The organism is Stenotrophomonas sp. (genome assembly GCF_031995405.1).
GTDB lineage: Bacteria > Pseudomonadota > Gammaproteobacteria > Xanthomonadales > Xanthomonadaceae > Stenotrophomonas.
Window position 1 is genome coordinate 1 of record NZ_DAMAGC010000057.1, and the last position, 25,287, is coordinate 25,287.

The window sequence follows — 25,287 nt, forward strand, 5'->3', positions numbered from 1 at the left end:
GCGCCGGCCGCACGCGTGCTGCTCGATCGCAGTGCTGCGCTGCTGGCCGAGGCGATGTAACGCCGTAACTGCGGCAATGAAAAGGCCCGGCATTGCCGGGCCTGCGTGCGGGCCTCGGGTCAGTGCGCCATCGAAAGATGTGCCAGCGCGCGCAACGTGGACACGGTCAGCGGCGTGGGCAGTGCGTCGGGGGTGAACCAGCCCAGGCCGAGCAGCGCTTCGGGTTCCTTCACCGCCGCTACCTGCGTCTTGTCCTGCGCACGTACCAGATAGACCGGCGCCACCCAGTGCTGCCCCAGCGCCGGTTCGAAGTGGTCCACCACGCACAGCAGCCGCTCCACCGCCACGCATAGGCCGGTTTCTTCCGCGACCTCGCGGATCACCGCGTGTTCGACGGTCTCCATCCAGTCCACCTTTCCACCGGGCAGGCCCCAGTGCCCTTTCTCCGGCTCGCGCCCGCGCTGCACCAGCAGGAGCGCGCCGTCGGCACGCTGCACGACGGCACCACAGCCAAGCCGGGGATGGTGCGGATCGGTATCTGCGGTCATGCGGAAGCCCTGGGTCTGCAAAACCCCATTATCGACGGTGCCGCGCGAAGAACGAGAAAGGCCCGGCAATGCCGGGCCTTTCCTGCCACGCCGTTCAGGCACGTGGCGATGCGGTCACGCTGGAATTACCAGCTGAAGCGCGGGCCGACCGACCATTCCTTGTCACCATGGCGATCCATCTTGATGTCGCCGTTGATGCCCCAGTTCTGGTTCAACTTCACCTGGCCACCCAGGCGGCCGTAGAACTGGCCATCCGGATTGACGCCGTGCTTCTTGCTGTAATCCTCGTAGCCGGCCATCGCATAGACTTCGGCGTGCTGGCCGAACGCGGTACGGATACCGGCTTCAGCGCTGTAGCCGTTGAAGTCCAGGCCTTCCTTCGGGTCGAACTTGTTGTAGGCAACGCGGCCCACGAAGTCGGTGCTGTTGCCGATTTCCTGGTTGTAGCCAACGCCGACGCGCCACTGGTCAACCTTGAAGTTGCCGATGTCGGTCTTCTGCTGGTTGTACTCACCGAAAGCGTGGAAGTTCGGCAGGAACGCGTAGGAACCCTTCACGCCCCAACCATCAGCCTTGCCGCCGTCTGCGTCGGTCTTGACGTAGTCACCTTCGGCGTAGTTGTAGGACAGGCCTTCAGCAGCCGAAGCGGCGAACGGCAGGGCGGCGGCGAGGGCCAGGGCAATCAACGAAGTCTTCATGGGGGTACACCTTTTTGTCGTGAACTGCTTGCAGCCAGCGCGGACGCCGCTCTGCATCGGGAATGTAAATTCTCCGTTATTCGCCACAACCCCCCCTGAAAGCGGTGCCTTTCAGATGCATGAATTTTTGGCGGGGGTTCAGTTGCGCTCTGGCATATACGCGCGCGCCGCGATTTCAGCGGCAAAACAGCGCTGAAGCGTGCATGCGACGTGAGATGGGCCCGGGGAATTGCTGAACATCCGGAGAAAACAGGCGGCGATGCGGCAATACGCCAGCATCGGCAAAGCGCAACAAAGGAATCCGGTCACGACGATGCCCTTTCGGGGCGTCACGCGTTGGGGAAGCCGCTCTTGGGGAGTAGTCGGCTAACGCGTCCATCCTCCGTGATACACCGGCAACGCAGCTGAGGCGTTACAGAACAGGTCGCTCGTGTGAGCTTCCTTTCCGGCTCCCCATCTTCGGTGGAATGCGACAGCGCTGATATCAGGATGTTCCTCGCCGGCGTTAGGATTTTTCTGACCCCATACGCACCCGAGGGCCTCCGTACTGAACAAGTCATTGAATTCAATGACCTTTTAAATGTGAAGGCGAGTTTCGTCACATCCGCAGGGTGCGCTGCGGCGCAATGTCGATCCTTCTCCCCCCGATTCGTCGTATGCAATGAAGGCGCCCATTCCGGTGCGCCATCCGGAGCTTGGCATGGCTTATATCGATGGATTCGTAATCGCCGTCCCGACCGCAAACAAGGATGCATTCCTCAAGCACGCACGGATGGGGGATGCGATCTGCATCGAGCACGGCGCCACACGCGTGGTGGAGTGCTGGGGCGATGATGTGCCGCACGGCAAGCAGACCGACTTCTACCGCGCGGTAGAAGCCAAGGCCGAAGAGACCGTGCTGTTTTCCTGGATCGAATGGCCGGACAAGGCCACCCGCGATGCCGGCATGCAGAAGATGATGGACGACCCGCGCATGGATCCGGAGAACAACCCGATGCCGTTCGATGGCAAGCGGATGATCTACGGCGGCTTCGTGCCGGTGGTGGAACTGGGCGGGAAGTAAGGACTTCATGCGGGCCACACACTGGCCCCATCGTGCGCCCATGCGCAGGCAGGATCCTGACCGCTCCACGGTCATCGGTCCTGCCGCCATGTCATCGCTTGTCGGCCATGCCTGCGCCGGCCTCACCGCCTACCTGTGCTGGAACGCGCGCGCGCGGGCGCCATCGCGATGGGCGATGGCGCCCTTCGTGTTCGTCGCGGTCTGTCCGGACCTGGACTACCTGGCAGTGTGGCTGCTGGGCTATGGCGCGAGCCCGCGCGTCACCCACAGCCTGCTGTTCGCGTTGATCATGGCGGTGGCCGTGAACCGGGTGGCGAAGGCCGGCGGTGTCCCGCTGGCGGTGCCATGGCTGCTGGCGGCCAGCGGGTCGCACCCGCTGCTGGATCTGCTGGTCGGCGCGCATCCGGTACCGCTGTTCTGGCCGCTGCAGGCCGGGGCGTCCCTGCCGGGCGTGCTGCCCAGTGCCGGTGCGCTGAAGCCTGGCAACGTCTACTTGTGGCGCAACCTGCTGATCGAGCTGGGGGTGTTGCTGCCCGTGTTCACCGCGTTGGTTGCCCTGGCACGTGGTACGCCGATGCGCCGATGGCGCACGTGGGCGGTGTGCGTGGCGCCGGTCTGGGTAGCGTTTGTCGCCTGGTCGATCAGCCTGCCGCGTTGACGACGGCTGCGTTGCGGTACAGCCGTAACGGCCGCCGGGCTGGCCGGATGCGCTCAGCGTGCGTGGCTGTTGTCGTCTTCGGCGCCGTGGCCCATGCCCACTCCGCCACCGCCCATGCCGCCCATGCCGCCACCGCCGCCGACGCCCGCTTTGCCGCCGGCCTTGTCGCCGTCCGCCTTGCCCTTCGCACCGGCGCTGGGACGGGCCGGCCCCTGCTGCGGGATGGCTACGCTGGCCGGGATCGGCGCCAGGTCGAGCGCGGCGCGGATGAAGTCGCGCAGCGATACCACCAGTTCAGCGGTCTGCACCGGGCGCCCCTGTGCCAGCTCGGTGGCCGCGCGCGCGGCCAGCCGTACCTGGTCATCGGTGCCGAGCAGGATGATGTCCGACAGTGCGGCTTCAACCGCATCACGGATGCGCCGCGCGCGATCGCTACCGGCGTCGATGCCGTCCGGCAATGACAGCGCATCGTCCGGCGCGGCACGAGGCAGGTCGCGCAGATGCCGTGGGTCGACGTGCAGCGCACCGGTGAACGATCCGCCCAGCACCTTGTAGGCGGCGATCAGCGTGCGCAGGCGCTCGTTGATCTGCCGGTTCTCGCGCTCGCGCCGCTGCTGCAGGGTCTGCATCACCAGCAGCCGGATGCCGACGCCGATCAGGGTGATCACCGCCAACCCGACCAGGGTGGAGAGCATGGCTTGCCAGGAGCTGAAGTCTAGACCGCGCATGATGTCTCCCACCAGGTCAATAAACGAAACAAGGGCTGCCGTGCCGTCGTCTACGACGGCACGAGGAGAGCATACGGGCAGGTTCCGCAATTGGCTAAAGTTCGTCCCGTTCCCGCCGATCTGGTCAATGGACGGATATTCCTTCGGGGCAGTTGCTCACCAACTGCCAATCATGGATGAACGAGGTGACCGAATGACGGTGATAGCCCTACTTGAAGACCTTGGCACTGCATTCGCCGACGTAATGCTGTCCGTTGAGACGCAAGGCGAGCATATCGTGATGCCTTCGACTGGAGATACCAGGATCCTACCGGTCGAGCTTGACGCCTCGCCCACGCGACTGGTCAGAAAGTTTCTGCGGCTCAGCCTCGCGCACGCTGCGGGCACCTTTCTGGTGGCCGGAACTGTCAGCCACATCCGACAGCTCGCCATGAATCTGCAACGGGTTGAGTCGGACCCTGCATCGCTTGACGAACGATACCAGCGAATCCTGGCGCCGGAGGAGCCTATCAGCATCTTCCACACAGGCTGCGTGCTAACAGAGGAAGAGGGATATGCAGACTTCGAGTTGATCGGTGTCCTGGACGGGCAGATGATTACCCGAATGCACCAAGCCAGTCTTCGACTGGACCGTTCGCCGTACTTTGGAACGCTGAGGACCGCCGGATCCGGCGCCATCGATCTTCATGCATGGCTCAACAGCCGCGGGCAACAGTACGATTCGCTTGACTTGGCGCAAGACTGCGTGGCCACCAAGATGGAGCGCTCATTGCATCTGATTCCTTCAATGCTGCTTGAGGAAGATACGCGCACCACCTTCCACACCCTCAAGCGCGGGGTGGGCGGCTACTACGAGTCGTATTACATTGATGGCGAGACGCTACTTCTGGAGCCACTCGATTCGGTGTTGACCGTATTCGCCGCAGTAGTCGAGGGTGCAGGCGGGCCTGCATTGGAGCTGCGCCGCTTGTTCTTCCATCGTTATGTTGATGACTGGCTGGTCGTTGCTTCACTTTTCGATCTCCCCGCCAGACTGGACCTGGATACACCATTGATCGCAGCGCTGGAAGATTTCACTATCTTCAAGATCCCACCAATACTCGACGCCGCGCGCGAGCCTGCGATGGACGCCGTTGAATTGCTTGCGGAGGTTAATGCCTGCAATTACTTCCGCCTGACGCTCTACTGGGATTCAATGGAGAATGGGCTCACATTCCATCGTTTCAGCGAAGGACCAGATCTCCGCCGCCTCCTCACATGCAGCTTGAATCCTGGAGACGTACGGTTGGCGATCGATCCAGTTGCGTTCTCGTATTATCTCGGACGGCTGGAGGCATCGGTCGGATCTGAGGCAATTGTCACCTTGTCCTGACCAGGCGCCGGCGCCCTCACCCGCACTTGGAATACCCGCAGTTCAAACACGTCTCACACCCATCCAGGAGCACCAGCGCCTGGGTGTTGCACTTGTGGCACATGCTGGCGCTCGGCGGGAAGCGGGTGCCATCGCCGGTGACGGCCAGGTCTTCCTCGTGGTCGGCGGTACTGTCCGGGCCGTGTTGCTCGTACTGGCGGCGTTTTTCTGCGATCAGCGCGCGTTGCGCCGCGCTCAGCTCGGGGTCGTGCAGCAGGCCGATCGACTTGAGGTGCTCTTCGATGATGCTGCCCAGCTCGGCCACCAGCGAGGGCATGTAGACGCCGCCGGCCTTGTAATAGCCGCCGCGCGGGTCGAATACGGCCTTCATCTCTTCGACCAGGAAGGTCACGTCGCCGCCCTTGCGGAACACTGCGGACATGATCCGGGTCAGCGCGACGATCCACTGGAAATGCTCCATCGACTTGGAGTTGATGAAGACTTCGAACGGGCGCCGCAGCTCATGCTCGGTGCCGGGGTTGAGCACGATGTCGTTGATGGTCACGTAGAAGGCGTGTTCCACCAGCGGGGATTTGATCTTGTAGGTGTTGCCGATCAACACGTCGGGGCGCTCGATGCGCTCGTGCATCTGCACGATGTTGTCGGTGGGCGCCAGGGCCGGCGCGGTGGCCAGGGCGGGCGCTGCACTGGCAGCGGACGGGCGCATCTTCTCCTCGGGGGTGACGACGGCGTAGCCCTTGATCTTCTGGTCGATCCTGACAGCCATGGTGCGGTTCCTCGTGCGCCTGCAGGGAATACCCGTCTGCGACCGCGTCACGGCACCTGCCCGAAGGCAGGCGCCGTGCTTACCGACTTACTTGCGGGCGCGCTTGGCCGGGGCCTTGCGGGCCACGGTCTTGGCAGCGCTGGCGCGCTTGGCCGGTGCAGCCTTGCGGGCTACGGTCTTCTTGGCCACGGCCTTCTTGGCGGTCGCGGTCTTCTTGGCCACGGCCTTCTTGGCTACGGCGACCTTCTTGCCGACGGTCTTGCGGGCGACGGCGGTCTTCTTGCCGGCAACCTTCTTGGCCGCGGTGGTCTTCTTGCCGACGACCTTCTTGGCCGCTGCGGTCTTCCTGGTCACCGCCTTCTTGGCAGTGGCGACTTTCTTGCCGACGGCCTTCTTGGCGACGGCGGTCTTCTTGCCGACGGCCTTCTTGGCCACGGCCGACTTCCTGGCCACCGCCTTCTTGGCCACGGCGACCTTCTTGCCGACGGCCTTCTTGGCGACGGCGGTCTTCTTACCAGCCACCTTCTTGGCGGTCGCGGTCTTCTTGGCCACTGCCTTCTTGGCCACGGCAACCTTCTTGCCGACAACCTTCTTGGCGGCGGCGGTCTTCTTGGTCACGGCCTTCTTGGCGGTGGCGACCTTCTTGCCGGCAACCTTCTTGGCGGCCTTGGTGGTCTTGGTCACGGCCTTCTCGGCGGCGGCCTTCTTCTTGGCGACCTGCTTGGTCAGCGAGGCAGCTTCAGCCTTGGCATTGCTCTTGGCCGCTTCCAGCTTCTTCTTGGCGCTGGCCAGGGTCTTGCCGACCGACTTGGCGGCCTTGTCAGCCTTCTTGGCGACGGTCTTCTCGGCCTTCTGCACGGCCTTCTTGACCTTGGCAACCTGGGTGGTGGCAGCCTTGCGTGCGCGCTTGACGGTCTTCTTCACCGAGGCAACCGCATCTTCGGCGGTGGTGGCGATGGTCTCGCCCACTTTGCCAGCCACTTCCTTCACTTCGTCGACGCCCTGGGTCAGGGTCGCGGTCACACCATTGCCGTTGCTCATGATTGCCTCCTATAGGGGCTGGTTAGTCAAATCGCTGGCGATGCTATACCGGCGCGGTCCATCGTGGAACGGTCTTGTCGCACGCCATGAGCCGCATCTGTGCTTGGCGGGCCGGCGATGCGTGCGCCCGGGCCACCGGGCATCTGCAGCAAACCCCTTTAAAACAGCTTCCGTACATGGATCAGAACTTGCCGTAGTAGCCTTCCTTGAGCGCGTCGAACAGATTGGCGGCGGTGTGCAATTGACCGTCGTACTCGATCTGTTCGTTGCCCTTTACCTCCACAACTGCGCCGTCTTCGAGCTCGAAACGGTAGGTGGTGTTCGCCAGGTCGGCCTCCTTGACCAGCACGCCCTGGAACGCGGCCGGGTTGAAACGGAAGGTGGTGCAGCCCTTCAATCCCTGCGCGTGGGCGTAGCGGTAGATGTCCTTGAACTGCTCGTAGGGATAGTCGGTGGGGACGTTGGCGGTCTTGGAGATCGAGCTGTCCACCCACTTCTGCGCGGCGGCCTGGACGTCGACGTGGGCCTTGGGCGAGATGTCGTCGGCCGCGATGAAGCAGGCCGGCAGCCGGGCGTCCGGCGCGTCCGCGAACGGCATCGCGTGCGGGTTGACCCGGTGGCGGTAGGCCAGCAGTTCGTAGGAGAACACGTCCACCTTCTCTTTGCTGTTGCGGCCCTCGACGATCACGTTGCGGCTGTAGTGGTGGGCGAAGGACGGCTCGATGCCGTTGGAGGCGTTGTTGGCCAGCGACAGGCTGATGGTGCCGGTGGGGGCGATCGAGCTGTGATGGGTAAAGCGCGCGCCGACCTCGGCAAGTTCCGCCACCAGCGCCGGGGCGACCTCGGCAATGCGCTGCATGTAACGGCTGTAGCGCGCGTGCAGCACCCTGCCCTCCACCTGCTGGCCGATGCGCCAGCCGTCGTCGGCCATCTCCGGGCGCTGGCGCAACATCGCCGCGGTCACCTCGAAGGTCTCCTGCATGATCGGCGCCGGCCCTTTCTCGCGGGCCAGCGCCAGGCCCGTCTCCCAGCCGGCGATGGCCATCTCGCGGGCGACAGATTCGGTAAAGGCGCACGAGGCCGGGTCGCCGTAGGTCATCTGCAGCATCACCAGGGTCGAGCCGAGGCCGAGGAAGCCCATCCCGTGCCGGCGCTTGCGCAGGATCTCCTGGCGCTGCTGTTCCAGCGGCAGGCCGTTGACCTCGACCACGTTGTCGAGCATGCGGGTGAACACCCGCACCACCTCCTTGTATTGGTCCCAGTCGAAGCGGGCCTGCGCGGTGAACGGGTCGCGGACGAAGCGGGTCAGGTTGACCGAGCCGAGCAGGCAGGCGCCGTAGGGCGGCAGCGGCTGCTCGCCGCACGGGTTGGTCGCGCGGATGTCTTCGCACCACCAGGCGTTGTTCATCTCGTTGACCCGGTCGATGAGGATGAAACCGGGTTCGGCATAGTCGTAGGTGGACACCATGATCATGTCCCACAGGTGCCGCGCACGCAGCTGGCCGTAAACGCGGCAGGCGACCAGGCCATCCTCGCGGACCACGTACCCGTGGTGGGTCGGCCACTGGCGCCACTGCACCTGTGCTTCGTCGCCCAGATCCTGCCCGGCCGCTTCGGCACGGGTCAGCGGGAACAGCAGCGGCCAGTCGGCATCGTCCTCGATGGCCTGCATGAAGCCGTCGGTGATCAGCAGCGACAGGTTGAACTGGCGCAGCCGGCCGTCCTCGCGCTTGGCGCGGATGAACTCGCGCACGTCCGGATGCGACACATCGAAGGTGCCCATCTGCGCACCGCGCCGACCACCGGCCGAGGACACGGTGAAACACATCTTGTCGAAGATATCCATGAAGGACATCGGCCCGGAAGTGTGTGCACCGGCCCCGGCGACGAACGCCCCGCGCGGTCGCAGCGTGCTGAACTCATAGCCGATGCCGCAGCCGGCCTTGAGGGTGAGCCCGGCTTCGTGGACCTTCTGCAGGATGCCGTCCATCGAGTCTTCGATGGTGCCCGAGACGGTGCAGTTGATCGTGCTGGTGGCCGGCTTGTGCGCCTGCGCGCCGGCGTTGGAAATGATCCGTCCGGCCGGGATCGCGCCACGGCGCAGCGCCCAAGTGAAACGCGCGTACCAGTGCTGGCGCAGTTCGGCGGTGGTCTCCGCATCGGCCAGCGCGCGGGCCACGCGCAGGTAGGTGGCGTCGATGTCCGCATCCAGCGCTTCGCCCTGCCGCGTCTTGAGGCGGTACTTGCGGTCCCAGATATCCAGCGAGGCCGACTGCAGCGGTACGCCGTCGGCATCGGCACCGACGTCGCGGATCTCATCCAGGGGCAGCGTGCTCATCGCAGGGCAGGCTCCATCAGGCGCGGGCCACGGCCTGATCGTTGACGGCGTGTCGTTGCCCCGGAAAGCAAACCCAACCTCTTGGGGCAATCCTGATCGGCAACGCAACATCTTGTGGCCGATGCCTACCAGCTTACCCCTGCCGAAGGCGCTGTCAACGGCCGCCCACGACCTCGCCGCAGGGGGCTGGCAGCCGGAACGGACGCCGATTTCATTCCCGGTTTAGGCGCAGGCGGACACACTCATTCAGCTTGCTTTACCGTATGCATGTCTCTACCTCTTTCGATACGGAACCGCCGGACCATGCGACCGCTCCCGACTCTGCTCACGCTGGCCTTTGCCGCCGCCTTCGGTGGCTTCACCGCCACGGCCATCAACGCGCACCTGGACAACCGTGCCGAAGCAGCGCCGGTGTCGCTGGCCATTCCCGCCACGGCCGCGCTGCCGGCGGCGGTCGCCGGGCAGACGGTGCCGTCGCTGGCACCGATGCTGGAGCGGGTGATGCCGGCGGTGGTGAGCGTCAACACCAAGCAGGTGGTGCGCGTGCGCAACCCGTTCTTCAACGATCCGATCCTGCGCCGGCTGTTCCCCGAAGTGCCGCAGGAACGCATCAACGAATCGCTGGGCTCGGGGGTGATCATCGACGCCAGCGCCGGCCTGGTGCTGACCAACCACCACGTCATCGACAACGCCGACGACGTGCAGGTAACGCTGGCCGACGGGCGGACGGTGAAGGCCGAGTTCCTCGGTTCGGACCGCGATACCGACATCGCGCTGATCCGCATCCCCGCCGACAAGCTCACCGCGCTGCCGCTGGGCAACAGCGAACAGCTGCGCGTGGGCGACTTCGTGGTGGCCATCGGCAACCCGTTCGGCTTCAGCCAGACGGTGACCTCGGGCATCGTCTCGGCGGTGGGCCGCAGCGGCATCCGCGGGCTGGGCTACCAGAACTTCATCCAGACCGATGCATCGATCAACCCGGGCAACTCGGGCGGCGCGCTGGTCAACCTGCAGGGCCAGCTGGTGGGCATCAACACCGCCAGCTTCAATCCGCAGGGCAGCATGGCCGGCAACATCGGCCTGGGCCTGGCCATTCCGTCCAACCTTGCCCGCGACGTGGTCGACCAGCTGGTCAAGCATGGCGTGGTGGTGCGCGGCACGCTCGGCGTGGAGGCGCAGAACCTCACCCAGCAGATCGCCCAGGGGCTGGGCCTGACCGAAGCGCGTGGCGCGCTGGTGACGCGCGTGCTGGCCGGCTCTGGCGCCGCCGCGGCCGGGCTGCGACCGGGCGATGTGGTGGTGAGCGCCAATGGCCAGCGCGTGGACAGCGCGCAGGCCCTGCACAACGTGGAAGGGCTGACCCCGGTCGGCAGCGCGCTCAACCTGGACATCCGCCGCGACGGCAAGCCGCTGCAGCTCAAGGCCACGTTGAAGGAACAGGCGCGAGCGGTCAGCGGCGACAGCCTGGATCCACGCCTGGCCGGGGCCACCTTTGTCGACCTGCCCGAATCCCTGCGCCAGGCCGGCATCAGCGGCGTGCAGGTGAGCGAGGTCAAGCGCGGCAGCCGCGCAGCGACGTCGGGATTGGCTGCCGGCGACGTCATCACCGAAACCAGCGCGGGCGAATTTGCCGACCTGCCAGCTGGCGCGCCAACTTCCAGCAACGCCCGCCACAACTGGTGCTGCGCATCGTGCGCGGCAACACGCCGGGCGTGCTGGTGATGCGCTGAACGGCGCAGCCGGCCTTCGCGCGCACCTCACGGGGCGTAACACGCCCTACACCCGGCCGATGCTATTACCTTGCGTTCGTTATCGGGGTCCCGCCCCGGTCACCTTCCCCATCGCACATAACGGAGAGTCACGATGAGCCCCACCAATACCGAAAACCTGAAGGAACACCTGGGCGAAGCCGGTTCGCACCTGAAGTCCGCGGCCAGCGCCGCTGGCGGTGCGATCAAGGGCGCGACCGGCGCTGCCGGCGACGAACTGCGCATCGGCAAGGCCAACGTCAAGGCCGAACTGTCCGACACCGCGCTGTCGGGCCTGGCGGCTGCCGAGTTCGGCGGTGCCGCTGCCAAGGAACAGGTCGATGCACTGATGGACAAGGGCAAGGACCTGGTCGACAGCGCCGCCGAGCTGATCCGTGAGCGTCCGCTGGCTTCCTTCGGCGTGGCTTTCGCCGCCGGCTGGATCATCGCCAAGCTGGCCCGCAGCGGCGGCGACAAGTAAGTCGGCGTGAGCGATCAAGCCCAGTCGACCGCTACCGGTGGCGCGGAATCCCCGCCACCGGGCAGTGGTGAAAAAGCACCGCGCCTGGACGAGAGCATCCGCCAGGTCGGTGAGGCCGGCCGTGAGACCGTCGAGTCGGCCAAGCACACCCTGCGTTCGCTGCGACGGTTGGCCTCGGCCGACTTCGCCCTGGCACGCAGTGCGTTTGGCCGTGCGCTGGCATGGGCTGGCGTGGCGATCGTGTTCGGCGCGTCGGCCTGGTTGCTGCTGGCCGGCACGCTGATCGCCCTGATGCAGCGCTGGGGCCTGTCCTGGTTCCACTCGCTGCTGATCACCTCGATCATCAGCCTGCTGGTGACCGGCTACGCGATGTGGCGGGTATCGTTCTTCTTCCGTCACACCGGCATGCATGCCACCCGCCGGCAGTTGTCGCGGCTGGGGCTGTATGACGAACCCAGCGATGAAGATCCCGATGCCGACGTCGATACGACGGGGGTGAAGCGATGAACTTCGAAGCCTTGCGCCAGCGCGTGCAGCGTGCCGAGCTGGTGGTGGCGGTGCGGGTGGAAAAAACCCGTAGCAGCTGGTTCTCCCTCAGCACCGTCTGGCGTGCCGGGTGGACGCCCATGCGGATCATCACCGTCGGTCTTGCCGGCGGCTTCCTGGCTGGAAAGCTGGAACCCACCGGGCTCGGCGCCAAGGTGCAGGGTGCACGTTGGCTGCAGATGATCGGCTCGGTCTCCAATCTGGTGGCCAGTACCCAGGCCGCGTTCGCCTCGATGCAGGCCGGCGAAGCGGCCGAAACCGCCGAGCAGGCGGCCGACAAGGTGGACGATGCCACCGATGACCTGGCCCGCCCGGCGCCCCGGGCAGCGGCACCCACGCCGCGGGTCAGCCCGCAGCCGCAGCCGCGTGTCGATCCGGCCTCTCCGCAACAGCCGCAACCGGCCGAAGCGGCCACCGATATCTCCGAACGCTGAAACCGGGCCCTGCCGCACTGCGGCGGGGCCTCGCTTTTTCTGCACGGGCACAACACGCCACCCGCACCCGGCTTGCCCAATAATGGCGCTCCTTTCCTGCCCGGCGCCCGCATGAGCGTTCCTGCCGTTACCCCCGACGACACCGCCGCCACTCCTCCGCTGCCGCGCCCGCGTGCGCCGATGTCGCTGGTGGTGCTGGCCACGCTGGCGGTTGCCTTTACCCTGTGGGCGGCGCAGGAAGTGATCCTGCCGGTGCTGCTGGCGATGTTCTTCGCGCTGGTGGGCAACCCGATCCTGCGCCTGCTCGGCAAGCTGTGGATTCCCCGCTTCCTTGCGGCAGTGCTGGTGATCGGCGCGGGCCTGAGCGGCGCGGCGGCGCTGGGCGTGCAGCTGGTCGGCCCGGCAATGGAATGGGCGCAGGAAGCACCGCAGCAGCTGCGCAAGGTCGCGCGCCAGGTACAGGACCTGACCAAGCCGGTGCAGCAGGCCAACCAGGCGGCCGAAAACTTCGCGCGGGTGGCCGGCGGCGAAGGCAGCCGGCGCGTGCAGATCGTGCGCACCCAGCTCGATGACCCCTACAAGGTGCTCACCCGTGCACCGCGGCTGGCCGCCTCGGTGCTGGCGGTGGTGCTGCTGACGCTGTTCTTCATGATCTACGGGCAGAGCCTGCAGAAGCATGCGATCGCGCTGTTCCCCAGCCGCCAGCAACAGCGTTTCACCACCGACATCCTGCGTTCGATCGAGCGCGAGGTATCGCGCTACGTGCTGACCATCACCGTGATCAACACGCTGGTGGGACTGGTGTTTGCCGGGGTGTTGCTGCTGCTGGGCATCAGCCTGCAGGAAGCGCTGTTGTGGGGCACGGTGGCCGCCCTGCTCAACTTCGCCCCGTACGTGGGCCCGTTGATCGGGGTGGCGTTGATGCTGCTGATGGGCTTTGTGGAGTTCAGCGATCCGCTCAAGGCGCTGCTGCCGGCGGCCTGCTACCTGGCCCTGCACACAGTGGAAGGGCAGGTGGTCACGCCGATCGTGCTGGGCCGGCGCATGGCGATCTCGCCGCTGATCCTGATCCTGGCGCTGATGGTGTTCGGCTGGCTGTGGGGCATGGTGGGGCTGTTGCTGGCGGTGCCGCTGCTGGTCTGCATCAAGCTGGTGCTGGCGCGGCTGGACGGCACCCAGGGCTGGGCCAAGCTGCTGGAATAAGCGGTTCAAGCGGAGGACAAGGCTGGCTGCGTACTCCCTGAAGCTGCCAGAATACCGGCCTCTTTTTCGGATGGATCCCGGCCCTGATGTCTTCCCTTGTCGCCCGTTGCCTGGCCCTTGCCGGCCTTGTCACCCTCGCCGCGCCCACCTTGGCCGCCCCCCAGCCCAGCGCCGAAGTGGCCAGCCGCCAGCTGGTCGAGGCGGTTACTTGCAAGCGCCACCTGACGCCTGCGCAGTTCGCCGCCCTGGCCAAGGTGCTCAAGCCTACCGAGCTGCAGGCGTACGGCGAACTATCCGATGGCGAGTATGCGTTGACCACGCCGCTGCTGGTGCTGGGCCAGCCGGTGAACCGCCTGCACCTGTACGACGGCGCCAGCGGCGAGGATGGCATTGACAGCTACACCGCGTACTTCAGCACGGCCAGTGTCGAGCAGGTCGCCGCGCTGGCGAAGATCCGGGACAACGTGGCCGGCGACTACACCCTGGAAGTCGGCCGACATGACCTGAACGTGCGGCAGCAGGACGGGCGGGCATCCATCAGTTGTTCCTACGACCTGCGCTGAAGGACCTTCGCCGGCGCTGCCTGCGCGCGATGTAAGCCTGCGCGCGCAGGCGTAGAATGGCCGGGTGAATTTTCCTGTCCAAGCCATCACCCTCGACCTCGACGACACCCTGTGGCCGTTCGCCCCCATCGGCGCCCGCATCGACCAGGTGTTGTACGAGTGGATGCTCCAGCACAGCCCCGCCACCGCCGCGATGTACCCGGTGGCGGCGATGCGCGAACTGCGCGAGCGCTCCTTCCATGACAACCCGCACCTGCACTACGACCTCAGCGCACTGCGCCGGTTGACGCTGAGCGAGGCGCTGGAGAAAAGCGGCGCCGACCCGGCCCTGCTCGAACCGGCGTACGAGGCGTTCTACGCCGCGCGCAACCAGGTGGAGTTCTACCCGGACGCGCTCGACGCGCTGGCGCGGATCGCCGCCAAGGTGCCCGTCGCCGCGCTCAGCAACGGCAATGCCGACCTGCAGCGGATCGGCGTGTCCCACCACTTCACCTTCCAGCTCGGCTCGCGCGAGCACGGTGCGGCCAAGCCGGCCGCCAGCATCTTCCACGCCGCCTGCGAGCGCCTCGGCGTTGCCCCGGCCCATGTACTGCACGTGGGCGACCACGCCGAGATGGACGTGGTCGGTGCGATGCAGGCGGGCCTGCGCGGCTGCTGGATCAACCGCGAAGAGCACCGCTGGAACCATCCTTCACTGCAGCCCGATCTGCAGTTCGACACCCTGACCGGGCTGGCCGACTGGCTGGATGCCAACGCATCTGCCCAGCACGCGTAAGCCGCCGCCCAAGGAGCATTCGAGTCCCATGTCCGAGATCAACGGTTTCACTTCCGAGACGAGCAACGCGCTGCCGCTGCACGTGATGACCCGCGAGCAGTACGCCGGCTGGCGCGCACAGCAGTCCGACGCGCTGGGCGCGTGGCTGGATGCGCAGCGCTTCAACGGCAGCGGTGGCAGCGTGGTGCTGCTGCCGGGCGAGCACGGCCTGGCCGGGGCGATCATCGGCGTGGGTGACCCGGGCGATGCCTACAGCTACGCGCATGCGCCGTTCGCGCTGCCGGAAGGCAGCATCTGGACGCTGGCCGATGCACTGCCGGCGGAAATCGAAACCCTGCTGCACATCGGTTGGGGCCTGGGCAGCTACCGCTTCGCACGCTACCGCAAGCCGAATCGTGCGCCGGCCCAGCTGGCAGCCACGCCGTCGGCCGAAGTGCGCGATGTGGTGACCGCCAGCCTGCGCGTGCGCGACTGGGTCAACACGCCCACCGAAGACATGGGCCCGCAGCAGCTGGAAGACGCCGCGCGTGACCTGGCCAGCGCGCATGGCGCGCAGATCGAGGTGATCACCGGCGATGCGCTGCTGGAGCAGAACTTCCCGTCCATCCACGCGGTGGGCCGCGCCTCGCATCGCGCGCCGCGCCTGATCGTGCTGCGCTGGGGCAACGCAGGCCAGCCGCACGTGGCGCTGGTCGGCAAGGGCGTGTGCTTCGACACCGGCGGCCTGGACATCAAGCCGGGCGATGGCATGCGCAACATGAAGAAGGACATGGGCGGTGCCGCGCACGCCCTCGGCCTAGCCGGGCTGATCATGGCCCAGCAGCTGCCGGTGCAGCTGACGCTGCTGATCCCGGCGGTGGAAAACGCGATCGGCCCGGATGCGTTCCGCCCCGGCGAAGTGATTGCCACCCGCAAGGGCCTGAGCATCGAGATCGACAACACCGACGCCGAAGGCCGGGTGATCCTGGCCGATGCGCTGACCTACGCCAGCGAACAGCAACCGGAGATCGTGCTCGACTTCGCCACCCTCACCGGTGCGGCGCGGATCGCGCTTGGCCCGGACCTGCCGGCGTTGTTCAGCAACGATGACACGCTGGCCCAGCAGTGGCTGCAGGCCGGTGAAGCGGTGCGCGATCCGGTCTGGCGCATGCCGCTGTGGCGCCCGTACCTGCGCTACCTGCACAGCAACATCGCCGACCTGGCCAACGCCGGCTCGCGCATGGCCGGTTCGGTCACCGCAGCGCTGTACCTGGAGCGTTTCATCGCCGAAGGCCAGCGCTGGGCGCACCTGGACGTGTACGCCTGGAACGATGGCGAGCGTCCGGGCCGCCCGGCCGGTGGCGAGGCGCTGGCGTTGCGCTCGGCATGGACCATGCTCAAGACGCGTTACGCCTGAGCGGCGCCGAGCGCTGCCCGGCCCTGCAGTGACACCCGCAGATCCCCGCTTCGGCGGGGATCTGCGTTTGGAAGAGTTGTCGAAAATGTGAATATCGGTGTCGCCCACGTTCTGACACCATGGCCCGGTCGCCCACCCACACGCTTTGTGAAGGCAGGAAACCAGACATGTCCCTCTTCGGCTCTCCCCGTGCCGGCCGCGAGCCCGGCGCACCGCGACCACCGTCGCCGCTGCTGTGGATCGCGCTGATCGCGTTGATCGCCGGCCTGCTGGTGCTGGCGTTTGCCTGGCTGGCCGGCTGGATCGGCCGCGACCGCATCACCGCGCAGACCTTCACCGACAGCATCGAAGCCACCGGGCCGCCGCAGCCGGGCTTCCGCCGCGCGCATACCAAGGGCGTGTGCGTCAGCGGTACCTTCCAGGGCACGCCGGAAGCGGCGGCGCTGAGTTCGGCGCGGGTATTCCGGCAGCCGCAGGTGCCGGTGCTGGGCCGGCTCTCCATCGGCGGCGGCGACCCGCACGGTGCCGACGCCAATGCGCGCGTGCGCAGCATGGCGCTGCAGCTGGTCAGCGATGACGGCCAGGAATGGCGGACGGCGATGAACAGCTTCCCGTTCTTCGCCGTACCCACCAGCGAGGCCTTCCTCGAACAGACCCGCGCCGGCATCCCCGATCCGGCCACCGGCAAGCCGGACCCGGCCAGGATGGCGGCCGTGCTGGCCAAGTACCCGTCCGCGCGTGCGTTCGGGCAGTGGGCCAAGACCGCGCCGTGGTCCAGCAGCTGGGCCGACACCACCTACAACGGGGTCAACGCCTTCCGCTTCACCGCCGCCGACGGCAGCCACCGCTTCGTGCGCTGGAGCATGCGGCCGCAGGCGCCGTTCGTGGAGATGACGCCGGAGCAACGCGCGAAAGCGGGCCTGGACTACCTGGCCGACGAGTTTGCCCAGCGCCTGGCGCAGGGCCCGGTGCGCTGGGACATGTGGGTGAGCATCGCCGAGGCGGGCGACCCGATCGACGATCCGTCGCAGGTGTGGCCGGCGCAGCGCCGCCAGGTGAAGGTGGGCACGCTCAGCCTGGTGTCGATGCAGCCGCAGGCCACCGGTGCCTGCCGCGACCTCAACTACGATCCGTTGATCCTGCCCAGCGGCATCGCCGGTTCCGACGATCCGATCCTGGCCGCGCGGTCGGCGGTGTACTCGCAGTCGTTCAACCGCCGCGAGCGCGAAATCGCCAGCGGCAAGGGTGCGGCGGCCACTGGCAAGGAGGGCGCGCAATGAACCGTGATACGGGCCATTTCAACCTGACCGCGCGCGTGCTGCACTGGCTGATGGCGGCGATGATCCTGACCATGCTGTTTGTCGGCGTGGGCATGGTGGCCGCGCTGCACTGGCGGCCGATGCTGATCGACCTGCACCGCCCGCTCGGCATCGCGATCCTGCTGCTGGTGATCGTGCGCCTGTACAACCGACTGCGTCATCGGCCGCCGCCGTTGCCGACCGATCTGCCTGCCTGGCAGGCATTCGCCGCGCATGCCTCGCACTGGGTGCTGTACGGCCTGATGCTGGCGATGCCGCTGATCGGCTGGTCGATGCTCTCCGCGGGCGGCTATCCGATCGTGATGTGGCCGGGCTTCAACCTGCCGGCGATCGTGCCGCACGACCCGGCGTTGTACGCGGCGCTGCGCAACGCGCACAGCCTGTTGGCCTATGCGCTGTTCGCCACGGTGGTGGCGCATCTGTCGGCAGCGCTGTTCCATCTGTGGGTACGCCGCGATGGGGTGTTCCAGGCAATGGCGAAGGGGCCGGCGACAGCCCGCGACGACCACACCCGGTAGTGCCGGCCGTTGGCCGGCGTTACAGCCAGCCTTTCTGCCTGGCCAACCGATACGCTTCGATGCGGTTGGCCACGCCGAGCTTGCCGATGCATTCGGACAGGTAGTTGCGCACGGTGCCGTGCGACAACCCCAGCTGGGTGGCGATCTCGCTGGCCGAGCGGCCGTCGCCGGACAGGCGCAGTACCTGGCGTTCGCGGTCGTTGAGCGGGTCGGCCTGCGACCAGGCATCCAGCGCCAGCTGCGGATCGATCGCGCGGCCGCCGTGCTGCACCTGGCGCAGCGCATCGGCCAGGCGTTCGGCGGGGGCGTCCTTGAGCAGATAGCCGCACACCCCGGCATCCAGTGCGCGGCGCAGGAAGCCCGAGCGCGCGAAGGTGGTGACGATCACCACCTTGATCGGCAGCTGCTGGCGGGCGATGCGCTGGGCCAGTTCCAGGCCGGACAGCCCGGGCATTTCGATGTCGGTGACCAGGATGTCCGGCTGCAGCTGTTGCAGCATGCGCCACGCGGCTTCGCCGTCGGCTGCGCTGCCCAGCACCTCGATGTCCGGCTCCAACCCCAGCAGCGCCGACAGCGCGCCGCGCACCATCGCCTGGTCTTCGGCCAACACGATGCGGATCATGGCGTGGCCCCGCCCGGGACCGCGGCGGGCGCGACGGCGGCCAGTACCGGCGTGGTCGCCGCCGGCAGCGTCACCCGCACCGTCACGCAGGTGCCCTCGCCCTTGGCCGACTGCATGGCCAGGGTGCCACGCAGCGCGGCAACGCGTTCGCGCATGCCGGTCAGGCCGTTGCCATCGACGTGGACACCGCCACGCCCGTCGTCGCGTATCTGCATCAACAAGTTGCGTCCGTCCTGTTCGAAGGTGATCCACGCCTGCCGCGCCTGGGCGTGGCGGGCAACATTGGTGACGGCCTCGCGCAGCACCAGGGACAGTGCCCGTTCGATATCCACCGGCATCGGCGGCGGCGGCGCGTAGTGCAGGTGCACGTGCTGGTACTCCAGCAGCAGCCGTGCCGAGGCCAGCTCGGCGGCCAGATCGCTGGCGCGGATGCCGGTGACCGCACTGCGCACTTCGGCCAGCGCCTGCCGCGCGATGGTCTCGGCTTCGGCGACTTCGCGACGCGAGCCGGCCGGATCGCGGTCGGCCAGCTTGCGCGAGAGCTCCAGCTTCAGGGTGATCAGGGACAACGTGTGCCCCAGCAGGTCGTGCAGATCGCGGCCGATGCGCTCGCGTTCGGCGGTGGCCGCCAGCCGCCGCACTTCGTCCTGCGACAGCTGCAGCGCCGCATCTTTTTCATGGCTGGCGGTCTCGAAATTGACCACCAGGCTGATGATCACCGCCATGCTCGGGATCCAGATCAACGCCTGCCACGGATAGTGGGCGAACAGACCCACCACCACGAACAGTGCATTCAACGCCAGCAGCTGCAGCAGATAGCGCCCATAGCCGCTGCGGCGCGAGACGCGCAAGGTGACACAGCCGAAGATGAAGTAGCTCACCGCCGAGGGGTACCACGCCAGCGGCACCAGCCCCAGCGCCACCATCGACAGTGCATAGCGCGGCGCATGGCAACGTGGTGCCAGCAGCACACCGGCATACAGGGCCAGGAACACCGGGTAGGTGAGCAGGGTCAGCGCCGCCCAGCGCCAGGTGTAGCCCGTGCCGAACAAGGGGGTGAGGAACACCCACAGCGTCCACAGCAGGTGGATGGCATCGACCCAGGGCGATTTGCCACGCCGCAGGTTTTCGGCCACGGCCGAATCCGGCGCGGGGCGCAACAGGGAGGCGAGCCGACTGGATGACACGGACGATTCCAACGCAGGGCGAACAGGGGCGATCATGCCACTTCAGCCCACCTGGCGCAGACGGCGGCGTGCCAGTCCCGGCGCATCGGCGGTCACCGCCAGCACCGCCGCGATATCCACCGACGCATTGCCCGGCGTCGGCTGTCGCGTCGCCACCGCGCCGCAATCTACCCGGAGGTCAGGCAGCCTGGCCGGAAAAGCGACGGCGATGGACATCGGGGCACTCCGGAGCGGGCGGGATGGGCATAGCCTCGCGCCGCGGCGGCAGCGCGCACAGTGGCCGTCGTCAGCGCAGTCAGGTGACAGCTGTCACTGCCCACGCCGCCGCCGGGCGCGCATGCTGTGCACCACCCGGCCTGGTGCCGGTTTGCCCCGCGACCGCCGTTGCGGTCACACTCGGCCCGATTCCCCGTCCAGACTCACGATGAACGCATCCGCTGAACTGCTCAAGGAACTCCGCATCGACCGCAAGGCGACCACCCCGCCGCCGTCCTCGCCCCGCCGTGGGCTGTGGATCGCGCTGGCGATCATCGTATTGCTGCTGCTCGGCGGGATCGGCTGGTTCGTGTTCGGCCGGCAACGCGCGATCGAGGTCAGCACCGCGCCGGTGGTGGCGATCCAGCAGGGCAGCGCCAGCAGTTCGGTACTCGATGCCAGCGGCTATGTGGTCGCCCGGCGCATGGCCACGGTCTCGGCCAAGATCACCGGCAAGGTGCGCGAGGTGATGATCGAAGAAGGCATGCGCGTGGAAGAAGGCCAGGTGATGGCCACGCTCGACCCGATCGACGCCAACGCACAGCGCAGCCTGTCGGCCTCGCAGCTGGAGGCGGCGCGCAGCCAGCTGTCCGGGCTGCAGGCGCAGGTGGCGCAGGCCAACGCCGAAGCCGGCCGCCTGCAGACGCTGGTGGGCCAGCAGCTGGTCTCGCGCTCGCAGTACGACCTGGCCACCTCCCAGCGTGACAGCCTGCGGGCGCAGCTGCGCACCGCCGAACGCAACATCAAGGTCGCCAACGACGCGTTGGCCATCGCCGACCTGGGCGTGGACAACAACACCGTGCGGGCACCGTTCTCCGGCGTGGTCACCGCCAAGGCCGCGCAGCCGGGCGAGATCGTGTCGCCGCTGTCGGCCGGTGGCGGCTTCACCCGCACCGGCATCGGCACCATCGTGGACATGGAATCGCTGGAGATCGAGGTGGACGTGGGTGAGTCCTTCATCGGTCGCGTGCAGCCGAAAATGCCGGTGGAAGCCACGCTCAATGCCTACCCGGACTGGAAGATCCCGGCCGAGGTGATCGCCATCGTGCCCACCGCCGACCGTGGCAAGGCCACGGTCAAGGTACGCGTGGCATTGAAGGTGAAAGACCCGCGCATCGTGCCGGAAATGGGCGTGCGGGTGAGTTTCCTGGAAGCGGCGCCAGCGGCCGCGGCCGCCGCGCCCAAGGGCGCGCGCGTACCGGCGGCGGCGATCATCGAGCGCGAGGGGAAGACCGTCGCCTTCGTGGTCAAGGACGACCAGCACGTTGAACTGCGTGAAGTCACCGCCGGTACCGCCCTCAACACCGACCGCCAGATCAGCCGCGGGTTGAGCGCCGGCGAGGTGGTGGTGGTGGACCCGCCCGCGGAACTGCGCGACGGCAGCAAGGTCGTGGAAAAGCAGCAGCAGTAACCCGCCGCGCCCCGCCGGGCGCGGCGATGCAACGTGTGTGCGCTACCCGTGCCGTGCCGGCGCGCAGGTGGGCTGCTGTCCGCCACCGCGCGTTCCCCACCCGGCCACGGCCCCAAGATCGCGCATGCAGGCGCACGCCGCCGCATGCCGTCCGCTCGATCCGCCTTGTTCCAAGGAGAACCACCCATGTCGACCCTGGTTTCGCTCCGCAACATCACCAAGACCTACCAGCGCGGTCCCGAGAAGGTGCAGGTGCTGCACGGCATCGACCTGGACATCCAGCGCGGCGACTTCGTCGCCCTGATGGGGCCGTCCGGCTCGGGCAAGACCACCCTGCTCAACCTGATCGGCGGGCTGGATACGCCCAGCGGTGGCGAGATCGAGATCGAGGGCGAGCGGATCGACCGCATGTCCGGCGGGCAGCTGTCGACCTGGCGCAGCCACCATGTCGGCTTCGTGTTCCAGTTCTACAACCTGATGCCGATGCTCACCGCGCAGAAGAACGTGGAACTGCCGCTGCTGCTCACCCACCTGGGCGCGGCCCAGCGCAAGCGCAACGCGGAGATCGCGCTGACCCTGGTCGGCCTGGCCGACCGCCGCAGCCACCGTCCCAACGAGTTGTCCGGCGGCCAGCAGCAGCGCGTGGCGATTGCCCGGGCGATCGTCTCCGACCCGACCTTCCTGATCTGCGACGAACCCACCGGCGACCTCGACCGCCAGTCCGCCGAGGAGATCCTGGGCCTGCTGCAGCAGCTCAACCGCGAGCACGGCAAGACCATCATCATGGTCACCCATGATCCCAAGGCGGCCGAGTACGCCACCCATACCGTGCACCTGGACAAGGGCGAACTGGCCACTGCGCCAGCGGCCCACTGACGGAGGATGCCGCGATGAAGTATTTCTCGCTCATCTGGGCGCAGTTGTTCCGCAGCAAGACACGCACGCTGCTGACCCTGCTCTCGGTGGTGGCCGCCTTCCTGCTGTTTGGCATGCTCGATTCGGTGCGCGTGGCGTTCAACTCCGGCGGCGACACCATCGAAGGCGCCAAGCGGCTGGTGGTGTCCTCCAAGCTGTCGATCACCCAGAGCCTGCCGCTGCGCCTGCTGCGCGACATCGAAGCCACCCCCGGGGTGCGCAAGGTGAACTACGCGATGTGGTTCGGCGGCATCTACCAGGACCCGAAGAATTTCTTCCCGAGTTTCTCGGTGTCGGACAACTACATGGACCTGTACCCGGAGTTCGAACTGCCACCGGCGCAGGCCGAGGCATTCAAGAACACCCGTACCGGTGCGCTGGTCGGGGAGGCCCTGGCCAAGCGCTTCGGCTGGAAAATCGGCGACACGATCCCGATGCAGGCCACCATCTTCCCGCGCAAGGGCAGCAATGACTGGCCGCTGCAGCTGGTGGGCATCTACCGCGCCAAGGACCGCAAGAGCGCCGCCGGTGAGAACCAGCTGCTGCTGCACTGGAGCTACTTCGATGAGTCCAACGACTACATCAAGAACCAGGTCAGCTTCTACACCGTGCAGCTGGACAACCCGGCGCACGCCTCGCGCGTGGCGCAGGCGATCGATGCGCTGTCACTGAACTCCGACCGCGAGACCAAGTCGCAGACCGAAGCAGCGTTTTCGCAGGCCTTCGCCAAGCAGTTCGCCGATATCGGCCTGATCGTCACCGGGATCATGGCCGCGGTGTTCTTCACCCTGGTGCTGCTGACTGGCAACACCATGGCCCAGGCGGTGCGCGAGCGCATCCCGGAGCTGGCGATCCTCAAGACGCTGGGCTTCAAGGACGGCACCGTGCTGGTGCTGGTGATGGTCGAATCGGTGCTGCTGATCGTGCTCGGTGGGCTGATCGGGATGGGCCTGGCCGCGATCCTGATGCCGGTGATCAGCGCAAACAGCCAGGGCATGATCAGCCTGCCGGGCGTGCCCGCGCAGACCTGGGCGATGGCGCTGGGGCTGATGGCGGTGATCGGCGTGGTGGTGGGGCTGCTGCCGGCATTGCGCGCGCAGCGGTTGAAGATCGTCGATGCATTGGCCGGACGTTGAGGAGCCCATCATGAACAAGCAATGGTTGTGGAACGCGCTGACCGTGCTGGTGCTGCTGGTCGCGCTGGGAGTGTGGATCGTGTTGCCGTGGTGGATGGTGCTGGCCATCGCGGTGCTGCTGGCGGCATGGCTGCTGTTTACCCGCAGTGGCCGGCTGTCGCTGGCGGCCGCGCGCATCGGCATCGCCAGCCTGCCGCAGCGCTGGGGGGCCTCGTCGGTGATCGTGGTGGGCATTGCCGGTGTGGTCGGCGTGCTGGTGGCGATGCTGGCGATGGGCGACGGCTTCAAGGCCACGCTCAGCCGCAGCGGCAGCGACGATGTGGCCATCGTGCTGCGCGGCGGCTCGCAGGCCGAAACCAACTCGGTGATCATGCGCGACCAGCTGCCCCTCATCCAGAGCCTGCCCGGGGTGGCACGCGGCGAGGACGGCAAGCCGCTGGTGTCGGCCGAGCTGTCGCAGGTGATCAGCCTGCTTTCGCGCAGCGACCACTCCGATACCAACGTGCAGTTCCGCGGCGTGGGCGAACAGGCGTGGGCAGTGCGCCGGCAGGTGCACATCGTCGAAGGCCGCCGCTTCAAGCCGGGCCTGCGCGAGATCGTGGTCGGCAAGGGAGCCAAGGCGCAGTTCGAGGGCCTGGAGGTGGGCAAGACCCTGCAGCTGGGCAAGCAGGACTGGACGGTGGTGGGCGTGTTCGCCTCCAACGACGTGCACGAGTCCGAGCTCTGGGCCGACACCCAGACGCTGTCTACCACCTACAACCGCAGCGCCTACCAGTCGGTCAACGTGCGTACCGAGGGCGTTGCCGGGTTCACGCAGTTCAAGGCGGCGATGGAGGCCGATCCGCGGCTGAAACTGGACGTGGAAACGACCCGCGACTACTACAGCAAGCAGTCCGGGGGCCTGAGCACGCTGATCAATGTGCTGGGCACGGTGATCGGCGGGATCATGGCGATCGGCGCAGTGTTTGGCGCGCTCAACACCATGTATGCAGCGGTGGCCACGCGTGCGCGCGAGATCGCCACGATGCGGGCGATCGGGTTCCGCGGGCTGCCGGTGATCACGGCGGTGATGCTGGAGACGATGCTGCTGGCCTTGCTGGGCGGCATCCTGGGGGGCTTGCTGGCATGGTTGGTATTCAACAACTACACGGTGTCCACGCTGGGCAACAACTTCAGCCAGGTGGTGTTCCAGTTCCGGGTATCGCCGGAGCTGCTGTGGACCGGGCTGAAGTGGGCGTTGGGCATCGGTCTGGTCGGTGGCCTGTTCCCGGCACTGCGTGCGGCGCGCCTGCCGATCACCACGGCGTTGCGCGAGACCTGAGGCGTGGCGGTGTACGGATAAGACCGTGCGCGCGCAGGGGCGCGCACGAAATAACAGACCACAAGCCGCATCCGCAAGGGTGCGGGGAGATGCAGTCTGTCGCGAGCGTTAGGGCCCCGTAGCAGCCGGTAGGCCCCTGGCGCAAATGTCCCCCGGCCGCGTGGCGGCCTCCTCCTTTATTTTGCCCAGGGGCCTACCGGCTGCTACGGGGCTCGGCTTGCGGAGACAAGCGGGAAAGCTGGCTT

The 25,287-nt window shown here is 67.0% G+C and carries 25 protein-coding genes and 1 pseudogene; 17 read left to right on the forward strand and 9 right to left on the reverse strand.

Going from position 1 to position 25,287, the window contains the following annotated elements; all coding sequences use genetic code 11:
- Positions 1–119: 119 nt before the first annotated feature.
- Positions 120–548, reverse strand: coding sequence for an NUDIX domain-containing protein (locus RTO53_RS11560; RefSeq protein ID WP_312237923.1), 429 nt, complete (start codon positions 546–548; stop codon positions 120–122).
- A 125-nt stretch (positions 549–673) separates the two neighbouring features.
- Positions 674–1,246 (reverse strand): Ax21 family protein, encoded by a 573-nt coding sequence (locus tag RTO53_RS11565; RefSeq protein WP_137191825.1) that lies wholly within the window; start codon positions 1,244–1,246, stop codon positions 674–676.
- A 700-nt stretch (positions 1,247–1,946) separates the two neighbouring features.
- Here RTO53_RS11565 and RTO53_RS11570 point away from each other — a divergent pair.
- Positions 1,947–2,309 carry a DUF1428 domain-containing protein gene (locus RTO53_RS11570; protein WP_312237924.1) on the forward strand — a complete coding sequence of 121 codons (363 nt, stop codon included), beginning with the start codon at positions 1,947–1,949 and terminating at the stop codon, positions 2,307–2,309.
- 88 nt (positions 2,310–2,397) lie between these two features.
- A complete protein-coding gene (locus tag RTO53_RS11575) occupies positions 2,398–2,967 on the forward strand; it encodes a metal-dependent hydrolase (protein ID WP_312237925.1) in 570 nt (189 codons plus the stop codon).
- A 53-nt stretch (positions 2,968–3,020) separates the two neighbouring features.
- Here RTO53_RS11575 and RTO53_RS11580 read toward each other — a convergent pair whose 3' ends face one another.
- Positions 3,021–3,695: a hypothetical protein gene (locus RTO53_RS11580; RefSeq protein WP_312237926.1), complete on the reverse strand. Its 675-nt coding sequence runs from the start codon at positions 3,693–3,695 to the stop codon at positions 3,021–3,023.
- 193 nt (positions 3,696–3,888) lie between these two features.
- Here RTO53_RS11580 and RTO53_RS11585 point away from each other — a divergent pair, with 193 nt between their 5' ends.
- Positions 3,889–5,067, forward strand: coding sequence for a hypothetical protein (locus RTO53_RS11585; protein ID WP_312237927.1), 1,179 nt, complete (start codon positions 3,889–3,891; stop codon positions 5,065–5,067).
- Between the two features lie 16 nt (positions 5,068–5,083).
- On the opposite strand, the gene RTO53_RS11590 is transcribed toward RTO53_RS11585, so the two are convergent.
- The 3 genes from RTO53_RS11590 to RTO53_RS11600 all read right to left on the reverse strand — a co-directional run bounded on the left by RTO53_RS11590 (position 5,084) and on the right by RTO53_RS11600 (position 9,212).
- On the reverse strand, positions 5,084–5,833 hold the full coding sequence (locus RTO53_RS11590) for an NrdJb (RefSeq protein ID WP_312237928.1): 750 nt from the start codon (positions 5,831–5,833) through the stop codon (positions 5,084–5,086).
- Between the two features lie 87 nt (positions 5,834–5,920).
- Positions 5,921–6,874, reverse strand: coding sequence for a histone (locus RTO53_RS11595; protein WP_312237929.1), 954 nt, complete (start codon positions 6,872–6,874; stop codon positions 5,921–5,923).
- A 181-nt stretch (positions 6,875–7,055) separates the two neighbouring features.
- Positions 7,056–9,212: an adenosylcobalamin-dependent ribonucleoside-diphosphate reductase gene (locus RTO53_RS11600; protein WP_312237930.1), complete on the reverse strand. Its 2,157-nt coding sequence runs from the start codon at positions 9,210–9,212 to the stop codon at positions 7,056–7,058.
- 303 nt (positions 9,213–9,515) lie between these two features.
- Here RTO53_RS11600 and RTO53_RS11605 point away from each other — a divergent pair.
- From RTO53_RS11605 to RTO53_RS11650, 10 genes and pseudogenes are all read left to right on the forward strand, one after another.
- Positions 9,516–10,942: pseudogene (locus RTO53_RS11605) on the forward strand (Do family serine endopeptidase).
- A gap of 133 nt (positions 10,943–11,075) precedes the next feature.
- Positions 11,076–11,441, forward strand: a complete 366-nt coding sequence (locus RTO53_RS11610; protein ID WP_256777031.1) for a hypothetical protein — start codon at positions 11,076–11,078, stop codon at positions 11,439–11,441.
- 6 nt (positions 11,442–11,447) lie between these two features.
- Positions 11,448–11,948, forward strand: coding sequence for a phage holin family protein (locus RTO53_RS11615; RefSeq protein WP_312237931.1), 501 nt, complete (start codon positions 11,448–11,450; stop codon positions 11,946–11,948).
- Positions 11,945–12,421 (forward strand): protein sip-5, encoded by a 477-nt coding sequence (locus RTO53_RS11620; RefSeq protein ID WP_312237932.1) that lies wholly within the window; start codon positions 11,945–11,947, stop codon positions 12,419–12,421. Before RTO53_RS11615 ends, RTO53_RS11620 begins: the two co-directional genes overlap by 4 nt.
- Before the next feature lie 111 nt (positions 12,422–12,532).
- Positions 12,533–13,624, forward strand: a complete 1,092-nt coding sequence (locus RTO53_RS11625) for an AI-2E family transporter (protein ID WP_312237933.1) — start codon at positions 12,533–12,535, stop codon at positions 13,622–13,624.
- An 86-nt stretch (positions 13,625–13,710) separates the two neighbouring features.
- Entirely contained in the window at positions 13,711–14,187 is a 477-nt protein-coding gene (locus RTO53_RS11630; protein ID WP_312237934.1) for a hypothetical protein, read from the forward strand.
- 64 nt (positions 14,188–14,251) lie between these two features.
- A complete protein-coding gene (locus RTO53_RS11635; RefSeq protein ID WP_312237935.1) occupies positions 14,252–14,962 on the forward strand; it encodes an HAD family hydrolase in 711 nt (236 codons plus the stop codon).
- A gap of 28 nt (positions 14,963–14,990) precedes the next feature.
- On the forward strand, positions 14,991–16,358 hold the full coding sequence (locus tag RTO53_RS11640; RefSeq protein WP_312237936.1) for a leucyl aminopeptidase family protein: 1,368 nt from the start codon (positions 14,991–14,993) through the stop codon (positions 16,356–16,358).
- A gap of 167 nt (positions 16,359–16,525) precedes the next feature.
- Positions 16,526–17,638: a catalase family peroxidase gene (locus RTO53_RS11645; protein WP_312237937.1), complete on the forward strand. Its 1,113-nt coding sequence runs from the start codon at positions 16,526–16,528 to the stop codon at positions 17,636–17,638.
- On the forward strand, positions 17,635–18,195 hold the full coding sequence (locus tag RTO53_RS11650) for a cytochrome b (protein WP_312237938.1): 561 nt from the start codon (positions 17,635–17,637) through the stop codon (positions 18,193–18,195). Before RTO53_RS11645 ends, RTO53_RS11650 begins: the two co-directional genes overlap by 4 nt.
- Positions 18,196–18,214: 19 nt before the next feature.
- On the opposite strand, the gene RTO53_RS11655 is transcribed toward RTO53_RS11650, so the two are convergent.
- Genes RTO53_RS11655 through RTO53_RS11665 form a run of 3 tightly spaced genes read right to left on the reverse strand, consistent with a single transcriptional unit; the run spans position 18,215 to position 20,220 of the window.
- On the reverse strand, positions 18,215–18,817 hold the full coding sequence (locus RTO53_RS11655) for a response regulator transcription factor (protein ID WP_256777041.1): 603 nt from the start codon (positions 18,815–18,817) through the stop codon (positions 18,215–18,217).
- Complete coding sequence (locus RTO53_RS11660) at positions 18,814–20,040, reverse strand: sensor histidine kinase (RefSeq protein WP_312237939.1); 1,227 nt, start codon at positions 20,038–20,040, stop codon at positions 18,814–18,816. The genes RTO53_RS11655 and RTO53_RS11660 overlap by 4 nt, the downstream gene beginning before the upstream one ends.
- 6 nt (positions 20,041–20,046) lie before the next feature.
- Positions 20,047–20,220: a hypothetical protein gene (locus RTO53_RS11665; RefSeq protein ID WP_312237940.1), complete on the reverse strand. Its 174-nt coding sequence runs from the start codon at positions 20,218–20,220 to the stop codon at positions 20,047–20,049.
- A gap of 208 nt (positions 20,221–20,428) precedes the next feature.
- On the opposite strand from RTO53_RS11665, the gene RTO53_RS11670 reads away from it, so the two are divergent.
- The 4 genes from RTO53_RS11670 to RTO53_RS11685 all read left to right on the forward strand — a co-directional run bounded on the left by RTO53_RS11670 (position 20,429) and on the right by RTO53_RS11685 (position 25,042).
- Positions 20,429–21,670: an efflux RND transporter periplasmic adaptor subunit gene (locus RTO53_RS11670; RefSeq protein WP_312237941.1), complete on the forward strand. Its 1,242-nt coding sequence runs from the start codon at positions 20,429–20,431 to the stop codon at positions 21,668–21,670.
- Between the two features lie 186 nt (positions 21,671–21,856).
- Positions 21,857–22,546 carry an ABC transporter ATP-binding protein gene (locus RTO53_RS11675; RefSeq protein ID WP_256777044.1) on the forward strand — a complete coding sequence of 230 codons (690 nt, stop codon included), beginning with the start codon at positions 21,857–21,859 and terminating at the stop codon, positions 22,544–22,546.
- A gap of 14 nt (positions 22,547–22,560) precedes the next feature.
- The gene (locus tag RTO53_RS11680) at positions 22,561–23,721 is read left to right on the forward strand and encodes an FtsX-like permease family protein (RefSeq protein WP_256777045.1); all 1,161 of its coding nucleotides are present in this window, start codon (positions 22,561–22,563) and stop codon (positions 23,719–23,721) included.
- A gap of 10 nt (positions 23,722–23,731) precedes the next feature.
- The gene (locus RTO53_RS11685) at positions 23,732–25,042 is read left to right on the forward strand and encodes an ABC transporter permease (protein WP_312237942.1); all 1,311 of its coding nucleotides are present in this window, start codon (positions 23,732–23,734) and stop codon (positions 25,040–25,042) included.
- Positions 25,043–25,287 lie beyond the last annotated feature (245 nt).